Below are 18,452 nucleotides of genomic sequence, written 5' to 3' on the forward strand. Positions count from 1 at the left end.
TGTCATCAGACGTTATTCGTCAGCATCCTGTTCGGTGGCTGGCGCATCGCCTTCGACGTCGGTATTGGCTTCCGCATCAATCCCGGTCTCGATGGCATCATCGACCAACGACTCGTCACTCTCGTCGACCACCGGCTCGGCGATACGTTCGAGGCTTACCACCTCTTCGCCTTCCATGGTACGGATCAGACGGACACCGCCGGTATTCCGACCGATGATGCTCACTTCGGTAACGCGGGTACGCACCAGGGTTCCAGCATTGGTGATGAGCATGATTTCATTCTGCTCAGTCACCTGCACGGCCCCGACGACCTTACCATTGCGCTCATCGACCTTGATGGAGATAACGCCCTGAGTACCACGACTACGGGTCGGGTATTCGGACAAGGCAGTCCGTTTCCCATAACCGTTGGCCGTAGCCGTCAGGATGGCGCCATCCTCACGAGGCACAATCAGCGACACCACGCGATCACCGCTCGCCAGCTTGATACCACGAACCCCAGTTGCGGTCCGGCCCATTGGGCGGACGCCCTTGGTGCTGACCTTGGTTTCCGCACTATCAGCGCCTTCGACCGCCTCAGAGCTATCGCTCTCGGACTCAGTCTCGAGCTCTTCGCTGTCATCATCGGTGTCACTGTCTGCGTCGCCGCGGGCATAACCTTCAGCGAAGCGCACCACCTTACCGGCATCGGAGAACAACATGATCTCGTTGCTGCCATCGGTGATATCGACACCAATCAGTTCATCCCCATCCTTGAGCGTGATGGCACGAATACCGGAGCTCAACGGACGGGAGAAGGCCGACAGTTCCGTCTTCTTCACGGTACCGTCAGCGGTGGCGAAGAACACGTACTTGTCACTGTCATAGGACTTGACCGGCAGGATCGCGGTGATCCGTTCGTTCTCGTCCAGTGGCAGCAGGTTAACGATGGGGCGACCACGTGCGGCGCGGCTGGCTTCCGGCAGATTATAGACCTTGAGCCAGTACACCTTGCCGCGCGTGGAGAAGCACAGAATGGTGTCGTGGGTGTTGGCCACCAGCAGTTGCTCGATGAAGTCTTCTTCCTTCATCTTGGTGGCCGATTTACCGCGGCCTCCTCGACGCTGGGCTTCATAGTCGGACAACGGCTGATACTTCACATAGCCTTCATGGGAGAGCGTCACCACCACATCTTCCGGAGTGATCAGATCTTCCATATTGATTTCAATGCTTGCCGCTTGAATGGCGGTACGACGCGCATCGCCAAACTGGCTCTTCACCAGCTCCAGCTCTTCACGGATCACTTCCATCAAGCGTGCCGGGCTGTTCAGAATGCGCAACAGTTCGGCGATCTGGTTCAACAGTTCCTGATATTCATCCAGGATCTTCTCATGCTCGAGGCCTGTCAGCTTGTGCAGACGCAGATCGAGGATGGCTTGCGCTTGTTGTTCAGTCAGGAAGTATTGGCCTTCGCGGATGCCGTATTCCGGCTCCAGCCACTCAGGACGTGCGGCATCATCACCGGCACGCTCCAGCATGGCAGCGACGGATCCCAGAGCCCAAGCCTGAGCAATCAAACCCGCCTTGGCTTCCGCCGGGCTCGGTGAGTTCCGGATCAGCTCGATAATGGCATCGATGTTGGCCAGCGCAATCGCCAGACCTTCCAAGATATGGGCACGATCCCGCGCCTTGCGCAGTTCAAATACGGTACGACGAGTGACGACTTCACGACGGTGGTCGATGAAGGCGGCCAAGATCTCCTTGAGGTTCAAGGTCTTGGGTTGACCATTGACCAAGGCGACCATGTTCATGCCGAACACGTTCTGCAACTGGGTATGGGCATACAGGTTGTTGAGCACCACCTCGGCGACTTCGCCGCGGCGCAACTCGACCACCATCCGCATCCCATCTTTGTCCGACTCGTCGCGCAGGGCTGTGATGCCCTCGAGCTTCTTGTCTTTGACCAGTTCCGCAATCTTCTCGATAAGACGCGCCTTGTTCACCGTGTACGGCAACTCGGTGACTATGATGCTCTCTTTACCGTTTTTCTCATCGGTCTCGATGTGATGCTTGCCGCGGACATAGATCTTGCCACGACCCGTGCGATAGGCGTCGATGATGCCGGAGCGGCCGTTGATGATACCGCCAGTCGGAAAGTCCGGACCCGGCACATATTGCATCAGCTCATCAATGGTCAGTTCACCATTGTCGATCAGCGCCAGACACGCCTCGACCACTTCGGTCAGGTTGTGGGGCGGAATATTGGTCGCCATCCCGACCGCGATCCCGGACGAACCGTTGACCAGCAGGTTGGGGATCTTGGTCGGCATCACCGCCGGGATCATCTCGGTGCCGTCATAGTTCGGCACCCAATCCACAGTTTCCTTGTCCAAGTCGGCCAGCAATTCGTGGGCGATCTTGTTCATCCGGATTTCGGTGTAACGCATCGCCGCCGCGGAGTCGCCATCCACGGAACCGAAGTTACCCTGACCGTCGACCAGCATGTAGCGCATGGAAAAATTTTGTGCCATCCGCACTATGGTGTCGTAAACAGCAATATCCCCGTGCGGGTGATATTTACCGATTACGTCACCGACCACACGGGCCGATTTCTTGTAGGCCTTGTTCCAGTCGTTACCCAGTTCGTGCATGGCGAACAGGACACGACGGTGCACAGGCTTTAAACCATCTCGCACGTCCGGCAGAGCTCGACCCACGATGACGCTCATGGCGTAATCCAGGTAGGAGCTCTTCAACTCATCTTCGATGTTGATTGGCGTGATTTCTCTGGCCAGCTCACTCATATAACCCTAGGTCCCTACTTCAATCTACTTGAAAGCATAAGGGCGGCATTCTAGCACAAAAATGGGTGATTCCCCAGCATCCAGAATGGCTTGCTGTCACAGGGCGAGAGCTTGGTTATAATGGCTCGCCATTCCCACTATGCCGTTTAGGAAGCTGTCGCCATGAACGTAGACCATCAGGAAATCGCCAAATTTGAAGCCGTTGCTAGCCGGTGGTGGGATCTGGAGGGTGAATTCAAACCATTGCATCAGTTGAATCCCTTGCGTCTGGAGTGGATCGCCGAGCACAGCAATGGCCTGTTTGGCAAACAGATCCTGGATGTAGGCTGCGGCGGCGGCATCCTCTCCGAGGCGATGGCCCGTCAGGGCGCTCGAGTCACCGGCCTGGATATGGGCAAGGAGCCCCTGCAGGTCGCCCGCCTGCATGCCCTGGAAAGCGGCATCGAGGTTCACTATCACCAGGGGACCGTCGAGGCGCTGGCCGAAGCGCAACCGGGGCAATTCGATGTGGTGACCTGTATGGAGATGCTGGAGCATGTGCCGGATCCGGCATCTGTGGTGCGCGCCTGCGCACGGCTGGCCAAACCCGGCGGTCAGCTGTTTTTCTCCACCATCAATCGCAATCCGAAATCCTGGCTGCTGATGATCGTGGGCGCTGAATACCTGCTGAACATGGTTCCTAAAGGTACCCATGATCATAAAAAATTCATCCAACCGGCGGAGCTCGCCCGCTTCGCAGAACAGGCTGGCTTGCAGCTCAAACAGATGCGCGGCGTGCGCTACAACCCGCTGCTGGGCCAGTTCAGCCAGACCCACAAGGTGGATGTCAATTACATGCTGCACTGCCACAAACCGGAGTAATTCTGATGTCACACTCTGCTGCTCCGCGCTTTGCCGCTGTCCTGTTTGATCTGGATGGCACCCTGCTCGACACAGCCCCCGATCTGGGTGCGGCAGTGAATCATGTCCTCCAGCGCGAGGGCATGGCACCACTGCCGGACACAGTGATCCGCCGCATCGCCTCCGATGGAGCCTTGGGACTGCTCAAGGCTGGATTTGGCGAGGAGCAGCTGGCGCGCATGGATACCCCCGCCCTGCGGCAAGCCCTGCTGGATTACTACGCCGCCCATCTCTACGAAGGTACGCGTCCCTACCAGGGCATGCCGGAGTTTATCGCCTGGCTCAACGCCCAAGGCATCCGTTGGGGAATCGTCACCAACAAACCGGCGTTTCTCACCGAGCCCTTGATGGCACAAGTGGCGGAGCTACCCCACTGCGGCGTGATTGTCAGCGCCGACACCCTGCCGGTGCGCAAGCCCCATCCCGATCCTATGTTCTATGCCTGCGCCCAGCTCGGCGTCGAGCCAGCAGAGTGCTTGTATGTCGGCGATCACATCCGCGATATCGAAGCCGGACGCGCCGCCGGGATGCGGACCGCCATTGCCGGTTGGGGTTATATGGACCCAGCAGAAGCGACGACCGAATGGGGGGCCGACTGGAACTTTGATGATGTAGCCGCCTTGCACCGGTGGCTAGTCCCTCACTGATCTGGCGCCCCATCCACACTCAAGTCGTGCGCCAATCTGGCGCTTCCCTGAGCCACCTATTGGCGCAAGGCTAAACATGAAAAAAAAATGTATTTTTTTGTAACCACCGCAAAGCCGCTTTGTACGGGCCTTGTAAAGATCTATCCACAACTCGTCCCCGCGGCAGTCCCTTGCAGCAGCCGTCGATGCCCGCTATGTTGTGCCTCGAAACCACAACAACACTAGATGTAGTATTTATCACCGACATCGCCCACCAGGGATGCACCCTGTTTGCATCCTGCCCCGCGCCTTGTGATGCATGCCAGCTCCTGGCACTACCGTCACCCGCTGTCTCCGGGGCCCTCGGGCATAGTCCTGATCACGCATCGCTGTGTTCCTGAGACTTCACCGCGCCGACACGGCCGGCATACAACAAGGAATGGGTACGGGAATGAACACCAATTTGCTAGTCACCAAACGCGACGGTCGCACTGAACCCCTGGATCTGGACAAGATCCACCGCGTGGTCACCTGGGCTGCCGAAGGGCTCGATAATGTCTCGGTTTCCCAAGTCGAGTTGCGCGCCCATATCCAGTTTTATGCGGGCATGAAGACAGCCGATATTCACGAGACCCTGATCCGCGCCGCCGCCGATCTCATCAGCACCGATGCCCCGGATTACCAGTATCTGGCTGCGCGCCTGGCGATGTTTCATCTGCGCAAGAAGGCCTATGGCGAATTCACCCCGCCGCCTCTGTATCAGCATGTGAAAAAACTGGTGGCTGAAGGCCGTTACGATGCTCATCTGCTGCAGGATTACAGCGCCGAGGAGCTCCAGGAGCTGGATCGCCACCTGCATCATGAGCGGGATATGCTGTTTGCCTATGCCGCCATCAAGCAGCTCGAAGGCAAGTATCTGGTGCAAAACCGCGTCACCGGCGACATCTACGAGAGTCCGCAATTCCTGTACATGCTGGTTGCCGCCTGCCTGTTCTCCCGTTACCCCAAGGATACTCGCCTGGAGTATGTCATCCGTTTCTACGATGCCTGCTCCACCTTCAAAATCTCTTTGCCGACGCCGATCATGTCAGGCGTCCGTACGCCGACCCGCCAGTTCAGCTCCTGCGTGCTGGTGGAGTGTGATGACAGCCTGGATTCCATCAACGCCACCGCTTCGGCCGTGGTGCGCTATGTTTCGCAACGAGCGGGCATCGGCATCAATGCCGGTCGGATCCGCGCTTTGGGCTCTGAGATCCGTGGTGGCGAAGCCTTCCATACTGGCTGTATCCCGTTCTACAAATACTTCCAGACCGCGGTGAAATGTTGCTCCCAGGGCGGTGTACGCGGCGGTGCGGCGACCGTGTTCTACCCGCTGTGGCATCTGGAAGTGGAATCCCTGCTGGTACTGAAGAACAACCGCGGTGTCGAAGACAACCGGGTGCGCCACATGGACTACGGCGTGCAGCTCAATAAATTGATGTACCAGCGTCTGATCCAGGGCGGCAACATCACCCTGTTCAGCCCTTCGGCCGCCCCCGGCCTGTACGATGCATTCTTTGCCGATCAGGTCGAATTTGAACGCCTGTATCTGCAGTATGAGGCAGACCCTGCGATCCGGAAAAAGAGCATCAAAGCGGTCGAGCTCTTCTCCCTGTTGATGCAGGAGCGAGCCGGAACCGGGCGTATCTACATCCAGAACATCGATCACTGCAATACCCACAGCCCCTTCGATCCGGCCGTGGCACCGGTACGGCAAAGCAACCTTTGTATGGAAATTGCCTTGCCGACCAAGCCGCTGAACGACTTGCGGGATGACAATGGCGAGATTGCCCTGTGCACCCTGTCGGCCTTCAACCTGGGGGCTCTCGACTCGCTGGATGAACTGGAAAATTTGGCCGATCTGGCCGTTCGCGCCCTGGATGCACTGCTCGATTATCAGGACTATCCGGTTCCGGCGGGACAAAATGGTGCCATGTGGCGACGTCCGCTGGGGATTGGCGTCATCAACTACGCCTACTACCTGGCCAAACACGGCGTACGCTATTCGGATGGTTCCGCGTTGGGCCTGACCCACAGAACCTTCGAGGCTATTCAGTACTATCTGCTCAAGGCCTCCGTAGCACTGGCCAAGGAGCTTGGCCCCTGCCCGCGTTTCAATGAAACCACCTATGCCAAGGGCGTGTTGCCGATTGATAGCTACAAGCGGGATCTGGATGCCATCTGTGCCGAGCCGCTGCAACTGGACTGGGAGAGCCTGCGCCACGCCATCACCACTCACGGCCTGCGCAACAGCACCCTGACGGCGCTGATGCCCTCCGAGACATCCAGCCAGATCGCCAATGCCACCAACGGCATAGAGCCACCACGGGGACTCATCAGCGTCAAGGCCTCCAAGGATGGCATTCTGCGTCAGGTGGTACCCGACTACGCCACCTTGAGAGAGCGCTACGAGCTGCTGTGGAGCCAGCCCTCCAACGAAGGCTATCTGCAACTGGTGGGGGTGATGCAAAAGTTTGTCGATCAGTCGATTTCGGCCAACACCAGCTATGATCCATCGCGTTTTGACGGTGGCAAGGTACCAATGAAGCAGTTGCTCACTGATCTGCTCAATGCCTACAAGCTCGGCATCAAGACCCTCTACTATCACAACACCCGTGATGGTGCCGATGATGCCCAGCAGACCCAGGATGATGGCTGCGCGGGCGGTGCCTGCAAAATTTAATGCCCGGTATCCCCTCTGCGGAGGGGATAGCCATGAGGCCAATGAAACCCGTGAGATAGCCTTGAAGGATCCAGACCGTGGCTTACAGTACATTCAGCAAACCCGCCAATAATTCGCTGCAAGAACCCATGTTCTTTGGGCAGACAGTCAATGTGGCGCGTTTCGACCAACAAAAGCATGAAATCTTCGAGAAGCTGATCGAAAAGCAGCTCTCCTTCTTCTGGCGCCCGGAAGAGGTCGATGTCTCGCGGGATCGCATCGACTATCAGGCTCTGCCTGCTCACGAGCAGCATATCTTTCTGTCTAATCTCAAGTACCAGACCCTGTTGGACTCGATCCAGGGCCGCAGTCCAAACGTGGCCTTGCTGCCGCTGATATCCCTGCCCGAGCTGGAGACCTGGATCGAGACCTGGGCCTTCTCCGAGACCATCCACTCCCGCTCCTATACCCACATCATTCGCAATCTGGTCAAGGATCCGGCGCTGGTGTTTGACGATATCGTGGTCAACCAGGAGATCATCAAGCGGGCCGATGATATCGCCAGCTATTACGATGAGTTGATTGCCGCCACCCAGCTCTGGCAGCAATTTGGCGAGGGAGAACATCTGCTCAACGGCAAAACTGTTCAGGTCTCCTTGTATGAGCTCAAGAAGAAACTCTATTTGTGCCTGATGAGTGTCAATGCGCTGGAGGCGATCCGCTTCTACGTCAGCTTTGCCTGCTCATTCGCCTTTGCCGAGCGCGAGTTGATGGAAGGCAACGCCAAGATCATCAAGCTGATTGCCCGGGATGAAGCCCTGCATCTGACCGGCACTCAGCACATGCTCAACCTGCTGCAAAGTGGCAAGGATGATCCGCAGATGGCACAAATCGCCGCCGAGTGTCGTGACGAGAGTCAGGCGTTATTTTTACGCGCCGCCGAGCAGGAAAAAGAGTGGGCCGAATACCTGTTCAAGGATGGCTCCATGATTGGTCTGAATCGGGACATACTGTTCCAGTACGTGGAGTTCATCACCAATGTGCGCATGCAGGCCGTCGGACTGACCCCTCCCTTCGCCGACAAGCCAAACCCCCTGCCCTGGATCAATGCCTGGCTCAGCTCCGACAATGTGCAGGTTGCGCCACAAGAGGTGGAGGTCAGCTCGTATCTAGTCGGCCAGATCGACAGCGAAATGAACGCCGGTGATCTGGATGGCTTCAGCCTGTAACGACCCCAACCGTGAGCGCATCATGACGGACCCCATGCTGATCACTCCGCGCGGCCGTTTCAAACTCCAGCCCGGTGAGACCCTGCTCACCGCGTTGGAGCGTACCGGACATGCCGTCGAATATCAGTGCCGCAGCGGTTACTGCGGTGCTTGTCGCTTGCAGCTGGCGCAGCCGGAGCAAGCCGCACATCTGGTTTATCCCTCCCCACCGCTCGCCTATGTCGGGCCAGGTCAAGTATTGCCCTGTTGCTGCCAAAGCCGGGGTCCAATCTCCCTGCAGGTTGAAGTGGCACAGTCGGCAGCAGAGCCGTCGTGCGAGGTGGTCATGCCACTGGCCTGAGGCTGACCACAGACTGGCGTATTCCCCGCTCTCCCTCGCCCCGCAATATCCGCACTGGTACACACGGCATCAGCCATGGTTCGCGACCGCGAGTTTTGACTTGTCAGGTGGGGATCCTAAGCTCAAGAGAGTATTGATAGCCTCGGGATTGGCACTTATGTCTCATCACTCTCTACTGCTATTGCTCGGAAGTCTGTTCACCGGCCTATGGTGTGGCGTCGCACAAGCCACCGACTCACCGTTGGAAACCTATCTGCGCCAGCAAACACTCCGGGATCAACTCCAGGCAACCTACGGTGCCGCCGTACTACCGCGCATCGATCAATGGCTCGCCACCCTGAAACGTCAGGAGAGTATGGCCGAGCGCAGCAAGATCGAGAGCGTCAACAACTTCTTCAATCAACTGATCTACGTACCGGATCAGCGTCTGTGGGGAAAGGATGATTTCTGGGCACGCCCGCTGGAGTTTTTAGGGGCGCGCGGTGGCGACTGCGAAGATTACAGCCTGGCTAAGTATTACACCCTGATGGAGTTGGGGGTTGCCGAGGAGAAGTTGCGACTGGTCTACGTCAAGGCGCTGGATTACAACCAATTTCATATGGTGCTGGCTTATTACCCGACCAAGAAGTCCGATCCATTGGTGCTGGATAATATCAAAGCCGCCTTATATCCAGCCAGCAAGCGTCCGGATCTATTCCCTGTTTACAGCTTTGATGCCAAGAGCCTGTGGATCATGAATCAGCGCAAAGAAACGCAACTGGTCGGTGATGCGGATCGGCTCAAACTGTGGACCGATTATCGTAGTCGCATCGGCAACGGTAACTTCAAATCGCCACGCATGGTTCTGTAATCATCCGGATTAACGCAGGCCCGCTAGCGCAGGAGCGGCAGCTGGGTGCATGGGAATAAGCATGGCCGCTTGCTGCATATGGGCAGGTAGCCAAAACAGATTGGCATAGGCCGATACTTTCTTGTTAAAGGATTTACGGTGTTGCCAATAGCCCGTGATCAGCCCACTGACCAACTGATCGTCCATGCGATCCGTCGTCACCATGATGGCTGGCAATGCCAAGGTTGGCGTATTGGTCAGCACCCCGGGGTAGAGACGTCCCGGAATTTGGCTGACGCGATAAAAGGGATACTTTTCGGCCGCCCCCGGCTTATTCCTCGGTAGTATGGGAACGAAGCGAATGGCGCAGCGCTTGACCGTATCCAATACCTGTTTGTTAGGATGACCGATGACCATAGCCCAGGCCGCGATTTTTTGCTCGCACAGTGCCGTCATCGGGTCATCAACCGCAACTTCCTGCTGCTCCACATCGGGTAATCCCAACTGTTTGAGCACCAGCAAGGCCGTGGCTCGCGAGCCTGAATGCTCAGCCCCCAGATAGAGCGGCTTACCCTGTAGTGAGGCCAGATTGGCCGTTTGTGTACTGAGCACCATCAAGGTGAACGGCTCGGCATGAGTCGCCATCACAGAGCGTAGTTGCGGGATAGCTCGTCCCTGATAGGGACCTTCGCCGCGCTGCGCCCAATACAGAAGATCCCCTTGGACCAGCGCCAAATTGACCAGACCTTCACGCAACAGCTGCAAATTCTCAGTCGAGCCAGCGCTCGGCATCACAGAGCAGACCAGATCCGGATTGTCCAGCGAGGCCAAACGGCAAAACTCGCCCGCGATCTGGAAATAGACGCCGTTCAGATCGCCACCGGCAATCACGATCGGTCCTCGCGTTGCGCCCCAGCTCAACAGGCTGAGGCTCCAGAGAAGCACTCCGAAGAGGAGCCGATTAAGAGGTGAGCCCATCGCCACCTCCCGCCAATGAATAGCCATTAAACTCCAGCTCCAGCAGCGATTCCGTCTGCGGTGCGTCCTCGAGCAACACCCCGGCCCCCAGATCATGGACAGTAACATTATGCAAAATCCAATAGGCTGGCGGGATATCGGGCTGCCACGGCGTAATCACCCACTGTGGCTGCATTTTTTCCAGCAGCAGGAAACTGGATTTATCGGCCATGAAATTGCCTAGCTGATGGATAAACCCCAATCGGGAGAGTTCGAACAACCGCTCAAAACACCATTCAGGCAAGGCATCCGCTGTGGCCTGCCACTCCAGTTGCAAAGGGCCTTGGCTCGATAACAAAGCGCGTAACTGCGGCCACCAGGGATCCGCCAGTAATGTTAATGCAATCGGCACCCCGCGCCCGGGCTCTGCCAACGCAAGAGGCCATATCCGCTGAAACTCCAGCCAGATGCGTTCAGAATCCCGACTCTCACTCTGACGCCAGGTCAAGAGTGTCGACATCGGGATCGGCAGTCGTTGATAGAGCAACATATCGCCCTGGGTAGATCTGAATTGGCTAGGTGGAGTCAGGGAGGTAACAACCCGAGGCGATTTATGGAACCCCAGACTTTGCCGCCACCTGAGCAGCTTTAGTTTACGACGCAGGTAGTTGCGATGTTTTTCCTGGATCAGCTGGTTGACGGACTGGGCTAACGCATCCAGTTCGCGGATGGCAGAGCCCGGTAGGGTACCCGGGAGGTGATTGAGAGATAAAATAGCAATACGCATGATGGCACGGCGCAATGGTCGCAACAGCACATGGCCCAGAAGCGCTATCGCCACGACGGCCAGAGGCAAACCAATTCCCAGGATCCACAGCTGCGACTGCACGGCTCGCCATAAGTAGCCATAGGCATAGCCGCGGTGACCTTCGATGTGCAAGGTACCGAGCACATTCCAGCCATCGGTAATTTCACGGGATAGCTCGGTGCGGGGAAATGCCAACATCTGCACCAGCCAATCCGGAGCGGATGCCTCATCATCAGCAAACTCACGCTTGAATAGTTCCTTGCCATCCGGATCCACTAACCGGATGGACTTGACGTAGCCACCATCGAACATCGCATTGACGATGGTTTCCGCCATCACAGGATCGCCACCTAAAAAGGCCCCTTGCAACACCAAGCCTAGCGAGGTTGATGCGGTTTCCAAATTCGCGGCCATCTGGTCATGAATGGAATCCCGCACCATGCTGATCTGGACCCGCACCAGTAACAAGGTGACCAATAGCAAGATGACCATCATGCAGACATTAAATAATCGGGAAAGCGTCATGCTCATTTCCTGTCAGAGCTTTATCTCTTCCCAAAGACTAGAAAACAGAGCAACAAATGTACAAGCTGGAGGCGTTTTAAACCTTATCTTGTACTCTTTTCCCGCTTATTGACGCTCAGCCATCACCCAGCTGACGCTAATTGATCTGGATTTTACTGCCGCTCTGTTGCGACAGCTCGGCGGCCGCTCGCCAGCTCAAGCTACCGTTGGTTTCATAATCATTTTCCCGAGCACAGACTAACCACTCATCTCCGGCCTTGATCCGAGCGCCTTTAGAGAACTTTTGTCCATCAAACCAGCACACTCGCTCGGCGGTGCCATCCACCGGAATGAGCACGTCGGTACGACGCGGCCCCGTCGAGATGATGGTGTTTCCGGAGGCGCTGTCAGTACCCACCACCACAGAATCAGCAGCAAAAGAGCTGCTGGCAACCAGCAACATGGCGAACAACCAACGTGATGCAATCATATTATTTTCCTATTGTGTTTCCAGGTGCCCGACCCGAGATAGCGGGCCGCAGTCGGCTCTGCTAGCATGGCATCTCATCTCAATTGGAGCTGAGCATGCTAACTCATTCCCGCCTAGCCTTGCTGGTCATCGACATGCAGCAGGGACTCTTTGCCTCGGAACAAAGTCGATACCGCAGCGCCAGTGTCGTCGCCAATATCAATCTGCTCATCGATGCTTGTCATCAGCAAAGCACGCCCGTGGTGTTTATTCAACATGATGGCCCGACGGATGATGCCTTAGAGCCTCATACCGCCGGATGGCACTTATTGCCACAACTACACCGTGAACCCACGGATCACCTGATCCGCAAAACAGCTTGTGATGCGTTTTACCGCACCGGGCTGCAGCCGCTGCTCTATTCACTGGGCGTTGGCCGTCTCATCATCACAGGCTGTGCCACCGATTTTTGTGTCGATACCACACTGCGTGCCGCCGCCAGTCTCGATTATCAACTCATCGCCGTTGAAGATGCCCATACCACGGCTAATCGCCCCCATCTGGAAGCAACTCGCATCATCGAGCACCATAACTTCATGTGGCAGAATTTACTGATCCCCGACCCGGTACAATTACTGAACACGGAACGGGTGATGGAGTACCTGACCTCGTAAACGTTTGCCTACCAAGCGCGACAACCGCAGATATTTTGTTCAGGCACCACCGGTCATCGGGTGCCAAGATGCGCCGTCCTCATGGAAATGCCGGAGGAAACTGCACTCCGGCACCGAAAGCTGATTGCCCAACATTGCTATTTTTTGCTAGTTTACTCCCCTCACCAGACATGGAACGACAAGCTGAGTGACTTGACGTTGCATCCATAACGTTGCGCATGAGGGACCGAAATGAGCCGAGTATCACTGGAAAAAGACAAGATCAAAATCCTGCTGCTGGAAGGTGTACACCCCAACACAGTCGACACCTTCAAGGCCGCTGGTTACAGCAATATCGAATACATCAAAGGCTCGCTGGAAGAAGCTGAACTGATTGAAAAAATCCGGGATGTTCATTTCGTCGGTATCCGCTCACGGAGCAACCTGACCGAACAAGTGCTGGCTTCCGCACAGAAGCTGGTCGCCATTGGTTGTTTCTGCATTGGTACCAATCAGGTCAATCTAAAAGCAGCTGCGGCGCGTGGCATCCCGGTCTTCAATGCGCCGTTTTCCAACACTCGTAGTGTGGCCGAACTGGTGCTGGGCGAGATCCTGCTGCTGTTGCGGGGTATCCCGGCCAAGAATGCCAAGGCTCACCGCGGCGAGTGGGACAAGAGCGCCAACAACTCCGTCGAAGCTCGCGGCAAGAAGCTGGGCATTATCGGCTATGGTCACATCGGCACTCAATTGTCGATCATCGCCGAAAGCATCGGCATGAAAGTCTATTACTACGATATAGAGAACAAGCTCTCCTTGGGCAACGCCACTCAGGTTGCCACCCTGGATGAACTGCTGGCGATGTCCGATGTCATCACCCTGCATGTGCCTGAGACTGCCTCGACCAAAGACATGATCGGTGAAGCCCAGTTGGCGAAGATGAAGGCTGGCGCCATCCTGATCAACGCCGCACGCGGTACCGTGGTCGATATACCGGCCCTGACCGCCGCCATGGCCAGTGGTCATCTGGCTGGAGCCGCAATCGATGTGTTCCCCGTTGAACCGACAGCCAACGGCGAGCCGTTTGTTTCTCCGTTGCAAGCTTTCGATAATGTGTTGCTGACCCCCCATATCGGTGGATCCACTCAGGAAGCTCAAGAGAACATCGGCCTGGAAGTCTCCAGCAAGCTGGTGAAGTACTCCGATAACGGCTCCACGCTGTCGGCGGTCAACTTTCCGGAGGTTTCGCTGCCCGAGCATCGCGGCTCCAGCCGTCTGCTGCACATTCACCGCAACCAGCCCGGGGTGTTGAACAAGATCAACCAAGCCTTTGCCGACGAAGGGATCAACATCGCCGGTCAGTATCTGCAAACCACAGCGGACATCGGCTATGTGGTCATTGATGTTGAAACGGAACGCAGCGAAGAGGCCCTCGCACGTCTGAAGCAAATCGATGGCACCATCCGCGCCCGGATCCTGCATTAATCCTGTACTTGGATGCACAAAAAAGAGCCCGCAAGGGCTCTTTTTTTATGGCTTGAATTTAAACAATCCGCGGCATTACTCCAGATTGAACACCACACTGACGTTATCACTAAAACGGATATCATCGGCAATATAGCTGTCTGCCGGGGCCGCCTCTGCCATCATCATCTTCCCCATCACCATGGGGCGTTGTGGCGTCGTGGTATTGTATTGAATCGAATAAACCTTACCCAGCGTCATGGTATAGGCCTTGGCCAGTTCGTTCGCCTTACTTTTGGAATCCTCAATGGCCTGCTGGCGCACTTGATTCAGATAGCGAGTCTCATCACGCACACCATATTGGATCCGTTGCACCGATTCCAAGCCAGCTTTCAACGCCACATCGATGATCTGACTGACACGCTCCAACTGGTAGAGGCGTACACTCACTTCCCGTGTCGCCCGATAGCCATTGGGTTTGGGCTTCTGATTGTCGGCATACACATACTCAGGGCTTAATTGCAGATTACCCGCCACCAGATCCTGGCGTTTAAATCCGGCAGCTTCCAAGGCGTTCACAAACGCCGCCACCCGAGCATCCACCGCCTGCCGAGCCTTGAGGGTCTCTTTTTCCAACAAGCTAATCGAAAAATCCAGCGTTGCCATATCGGCTGGTACCCGAATTTCCGCACTTCCGGTGGTCACTATATGGGGTGCATTCGCCGGAACGCCCTGTTCCTGAGCCTGAACCGCACAGATAAACAGGCAAGTAAGAAGAGCACTAGTTTTCAGCATGACAGGTTATTCCATCGCAGAGTCATAGATAGGTAGGTGTTAACAAGAACACCGATCAGAACAGATGATGTAAATCGGTATGTTCAGGCAATAACGGCATATGCAGCGGTTCGACGCCATATTCCAGATACACGGATGTCATCTGCAACGAGGTGTCCGTTGACAGTACCTCATGAGCCGGGATCTCGTGAGTCGAGCTCTCGCCAAAAAAAGCATCCAGAGTTTCGTCACCATCTGACACCACCGAGGATAACGCTAAGGTGTAATTCTCCTGCGGCTCCAGCGGTGCCGCCAACACAGCCGGATCCAAAAAATCTGACTCTGCTGCCAACCAGGATAAATCCATAGGCGACGATTCGATCTCGTGCAGGCTGATCGCATGCACACCACTCTCATCGGACATCAGGATCTGGGTCGAGGCCAACTCCGCCGTCGAGGCCAAAGGTGAAATCGCCAAATTCCCCGATTCAAAGTCAACGCTCAGGTATCCCAATGGATTACCCTGCGCATCGGCAACCTCCAGTCCATCCAGCGTGTGGCCCGGCAACTGAGAATGGAAGCCAACCGCCGTCTGGCAATGGATCGTATCCCCTTGCCCTTCATAGCGAACGCCTTCTACTTCCAGCCAGTTAATCATCGCCACTCGGCCTCCCGAAACGCCATCAAATACCCACATCAATTCGCCGCTAGTTAACCAATTCATCAGTTGGCAAGCAACTGCTTTGTGCACCAATCGCTCGACAACTCATGCTAACCGACCAAGGACTATCCGGATTGGGCCCGAGAGCCCAATCCGTTGCCCACGATTTACTTGATGACTCCATCCTGATTGAGCAGATAATCCTGCAACTGTTGCAACTCGGTAGACGTTGAGGCCAAACCGTCCAGAACAATGGTCAAATTTGCAGTGCCGCCACCACTGGCATTACCCGCACTGTAAACCTTGACCAGAGCATCGTCCCCGCTGCCGGTAACGGACAGATAGTTGGAGAGATTACCCGTCGGATCGTTCAAGACATCGGCCAGATCCAGCTTGTCATGACCGATGGTGAAATCAGTGATGGTATCGGTTGATTTATCAGCATCCCCCTTCAACCAGACAAAGACATCATTGCCGTTACCGCCCGTCATCTCGTCACTACCGGAACCGCCATACAGTTGATCATTACCCACGCCGCCATCGAGCTGGTCATCGCCTTCCTGACCAAACAGATAGTCATTACCGGCGCCGCCATCCAGGATATCATTGCCTAAATTACGACCCGATTCTTGCGCTAACTCCTCGGCATGATTCTGGATGTAAGCAACGGTATCGGCGCGAGTCCAGTGATCATAACCATCGACCGTACTCTGACCCGCCTCCAGTTCGGAAAAGACTTGCCAGCCTGCGCCAGCCGCCAGCATAAGCCCGGCATTATGTGCCAGCGTATCGGTAAAGGGTGCATCACCGAACAGCAGATCATTACCGCCATCACCAGAAAGCTGGTCATTACCGGCGTCACGCAATACCAATGATGGATCCAGGTTCGCCAATACATCATCGAGCTGTTGAGCGGTGGTGATATTAGTGGCCGCGTCAGGGCTTACATTCGCCAATTCGCCTTCGACCCGATTCAGAACGTTCAGATCATTGGCACTAACATTGATGCCAATGGCCTGGATCTGGGCAAACAACTGTTCCAACAAGGCGACCTCATTGACGCTATCGGATCCAGACAGTCCCAAAATCTGCTTGAGAGCCTCGGCCTCTGAACCGTCCGGGTGCTTGTAATTAGCCAAATCGGAGCTATTCCCTATCAGCCAACTATTGGGCTGACCATCGGAGATAAAGATGGCTTGGTTGATGACATTAGCCCCAGTTAACGGCGCATCACTTCCGCTTGAGCCTAACCAGTTCAACGCCGCTTGCAAGGCTGCCTCGTAGTTCGTTATACCACCCTCTTTCAGCTGATTAACTGCCTGTTCCGCCGCCGTCAGCTCACCATCTTTGACATCAAACGAACCCAGACTGGTCGCAGTACTGTCGAAGTCGATGATATGAACCCGCACATGATCGGCAGCCCCACCGGCTAGATTAGCCAGCAAGTTATTCACTGCATCCTGCATGGCCTCCAGACGGGTCGTGTTGTTATGGCCACCATCAAAACTGATCTTGGAGTCCATACTGCCGGATGTGTCCAGCATCAGTATCAGATTGACGCTCTTACCAACCAAACTACTACGCCCTTCATCGCCCACCAGAATGTCATCACCACTCCCTGTCGCAATGGCTCCGGCATCTGCCGTCGTGATGAAGCGAGCTGAACTACCAGCAACATCATTGGCATTCGAACCGACGAGTAACTGAGTGTCACCATCCGGGTTGAAGGTAACTGTCAGTTGACCATTCGCCGTATCACCATCCGCATCCGTCACACCAACCACAAACGACTTATCAAACGGCTCCTCATCAACCCGATCGACAACCTCATAACCACTCACCCGGAAACTACTGCCGTCAAGATCGCTATGATCCGACAACTCGACCTTGGTAATGTGGGTCAATGTGGTCGGGATCTGGGTCATGACGCCATCGGTGAAGGGGGTTGTTCCGCTTTCGGTCACCAGATTGCCATTGGCATCGGTGCCGTGAACTACCCAATCGACATCATTCGTTGTGTCAGCACCCTCGTTCACGGACTGAATATCGATCTTGAACTCAGCGCTGACAACTGGAGTCGTGAAGTTGAAATTGATGACCGCATCGCCCTCAATCCACTGACCGTCAGCCCCCAGACCTTGTTGACTGGAATTCACGGTTACACCCGGAGCAGAATCAATCATCATGACCACAGTCTGACCATCCGGAATGGTAGCACCGGGTTTGTAAATGCCTCCTGTGTTGGTGACCACCAAGTAATCCTGATTCCCACCAATGGTAGTGGAGAATGAGGCCCCAAACTCTTGAGTCGGAGCATCCAGTTTACCGTCCATGGTCAAGGCGTAATCACCAGACTCCTGATAATCCAGGGTGAAGATCAGGGACTGTGTCAATGAATCAGGATCATAAGCACCCGCCGTTTCACTGGTGTAAGCAAACAGGGTTTCTGGATTATTCGGATCCACGAAGAAGTAGACCGGTTTTTCATTAGAGGTCAGGGACGATTGGGCATAAGTCACACTGGTGCCATCCCATCCCGGAATATTGCCGGTCAAATCACCTATCGCCGGTTGATCGGCACCCAGGTTCAAGACCGAGGATCCAGAGGCAAAGCCAGCATCGCTGTTCAGTAGAGCAGCAGACTCGACCGAGGTAAGGACCGGAGCATCGTCGGCCACCGTCACATCCAGGCTCTGGGTCAGCGAGGTGTTGTCGTCATCCACCAGGACCACGCTGAAGCTCTCGCCCAGACTGGT

15 protein-coding genes are annotated in these 18,452 nt (G+C 55.7%); 8 read left to right on the top strand and 7 right to left on the bottom strand.

Annotated elements, in window-relative coordinates:
• Positions 1-12: 12 nt before the first annotated feature.
• On the bottom strand, positions 13-2,784 hold the full coding sequence (gene gyrA / locus ACYVG7_RS00290) for a DNA topoisomerase (ATP-hydrolyzing) subunit A (RefSeq protein WP_460881260.1): 2,772 nt from the start codon (positions 2,782-2,784) through the stop codon (positions 13-15).
• Positions 2,785-2,946: 162 nt separating this feature from the next.
• Here gyrA and ubiG point away from each other — a divergent pair, with 162 nt between their 5' ends.
• The 6 genes from ubiG to ACYVG7_RS00320 all read left to right on the top strand — a co-directional run bounded on the left by ubiG (position 2,947) and on the right by ACYVG7_RS00320 (position 9,430).
• Positions 2,947-3,645, top strand: a complete 699-nt coding sequence (gene ubiG / locus ACYVG7_RS00295) for a bifunctional 2-polyprenyl-6-hydroxyphenol methylase/3-demethylubiquinol 3-O-methyltransferase UbiG (RefSeq protein ID WP_460881261.1) — start codon at positions 2,947-2,949, stop codon at positions 3,643-3,645.
• A gap of 5 nt (positions 3,646-3,650) precedes the next feature.
• Complete coding sequence (locus ACYVG7_RS00300; protein WP_460881262.1) at positions 3,651-4,331, top strand: HAD family hydrolase; 681 nt, start codon at positions 3,651-3,653, stop codon at positions 4,329-4,331.
• Between the two features lie 430 nt (positions 4,332-4,761).
• Positions 4,762-7,032 (top strand): class 1a ribonucleoside-diphosphate reductase subunit alpha, encoded by a 2,271-nt coding sequence (gene nrdA / locus ACYVG7_RS00305; RefSeq protein WP_460881263.1) that lies wholly within the window; start codon positions 4,762-4,764, stop codon positions 7,030-7,032.
• Positions 7,033-7,109: 77 nt separating this feature from the next.
• Positions 7,110-8,240 carry a class Ia ribonucleoside-diphosphate reductase subunit beta gene (nrdB, locus tag ACYVG7_RS00310; protein ID WP_460881264.1) on the top strand — a complete coding sequence of 377 codons (1,131 nt, stop codon included), beginning with the start codon at positions 7,110-7,112 and terminating at the stop codon, positions 8,238-8,240.
• Positions 8,224-8,580 (top strand): class I ribonucleotide reductase maintenance protein YfaE, encoded by a 357-nt coding sequence (gene yfaE / locus ACYVG7_RS00315; protein WP_460881265.1) that lies wholly within the window; start codon positions 8,224-8,226, stop codon positions 8,578-8,580. Before nrdB ends, yfaE begins: the two co-directional genes overlap by 17 nt.
• A gap of 157 nt (positions 8,581-8,737) precedes the next feature.
• The gene (locus tag ACYVG7_RS00320) at positions 8,738-9,430 is read left to right on the top strand and encodes a transglutaminase-like cysteine peptidase (RefSeq protein WP_460881266.1); all 693 of its coding nucleotides are present in this window, start codon (positions 8,738-8,740) and stop codon (positions 9,428-9,430) included.
• 9 nt (positions 9,431-9,439) lie between these two features.
• Here the strand turns inward: ACYVG7_RS00320 and ACYVG7_RS00325 are convergent, their stop codons facing one another.
• From ACYVG7_RS00325 to ACYVG7_RS00335, 3 genes are all read right to left on the bottom strand, one after another.
• Positions 9,440-10,414, bottom strand: a complete 975-nt coding sequence (locus ACYVG7_RS00325) for a TAXI family TRAP transporter solute-binding subunit (protein WP_460881267.1) — start codon at positions 10,412-10,414, stop codon at positions 9,440-9,442.
• The gene (locus tag ACYVG7_RS00330; RefSeq protein ID WP_460881268.1) at positions 10,371-11,699 is read right to left on the bottom strand and encodes a LapD/MoxY N-terminal periplasmic domain-containing protein; all 1,329 of its coding nucleotides are present in this window, start codon (positions 11,697-11,699) and stop codon (positions 10,371-10,373) included. Before ACYVG7_RS00330 ends, ACYVG7_RS00325 begins: the two co-directional genes overlap by 44 nt.
• Positions 11,700-11,835: 136 nt before the next feature.
• Entirely contained in the window at positions 11,836-12,168 is a 333-nt protein-coding gene (locus ACYVG7_RS00335; protein ID WP_460881269.1) for a DUF1496 domain-containing protein, read from the bottom strand.
• A 95-nt stretch (positions 12,169-12,263) separates the two neighbouring features.
• Here ACYVG7_RS00335 and ACYVG7_RS00340 point away from each other — a divergent pair, with 95 nt between their 5' ends.
• Together ACYVG7_RS00340 and serA are read left to right on the top strand one after the other, a co-directional pair.
• Positions 12,264-12,821 (top strand): cysteine hydrolase family protein, encoded by a 558-nt coding sequence (locus ACYVG7_RS00340; RefSeq protein WP_460881270.1) that lies wholly within the window; start codon positions 12,264-12,266, stop codon positions 12,819-12,821.
• 231 nt (positions 12,822-13,052) lie between these two features.
• A complete protein-coding gene (gene serA / locus ACYVG7_RS00345; RefSeq protein ID WP_460881271.1) occupies positions 13,053-14,282 on the top strand; it encodes a phosphoglycerate dehydrogenase in 1,230 nt (409 codons plus the stop codon).
• A gap of 75 nt (positions 14,283-14,357) precedes the next feature.
• Here the strand turns inward: serA and ACYVG7_RS00350 are convergent, their stop codons facing one another.
• The 3 genes from ACYVG7_RS00350 to ACYVG7_RS00360 form a co-directional block, all read right to left on the bottom strand.
• Positions 14,358-15,056, bottom strand: a complete 699-nt coding sequence (locus ACYVG7_RS00350; RefSeq protein ID WP_460881272.1) for an SIMPL domain-containing protein — start codon at positions 15,054-15,056, stop codon at positions 14,358-14,360.
• Between the two features lie 55 nt (positions 15,057-15,111).
• Complete coding sequence (locus tag ACYVG7_RS00355; protein ID WP_460881273.1) at positions 15,112-15,699, bottom strand: hypothetical protein; 588 nt, start codon at positions 15,697-15,699, stop codon at positions 15,112-15,114.
• 164 nt (positions 15,700-15,863) lie between these two features.
• On the bottom strand, positions 15,864-18,452 hold a 2,589-nt coding region (locus ACYVG7_RS00360), incomplete at its 5' end, for a VWA domain-containing protein (RefSeq protein ID WP_460881274.1).

The sequence above is a fragment of the Pseudaeromonas pectinilytica genome (genome assembly GCF_054780855.1).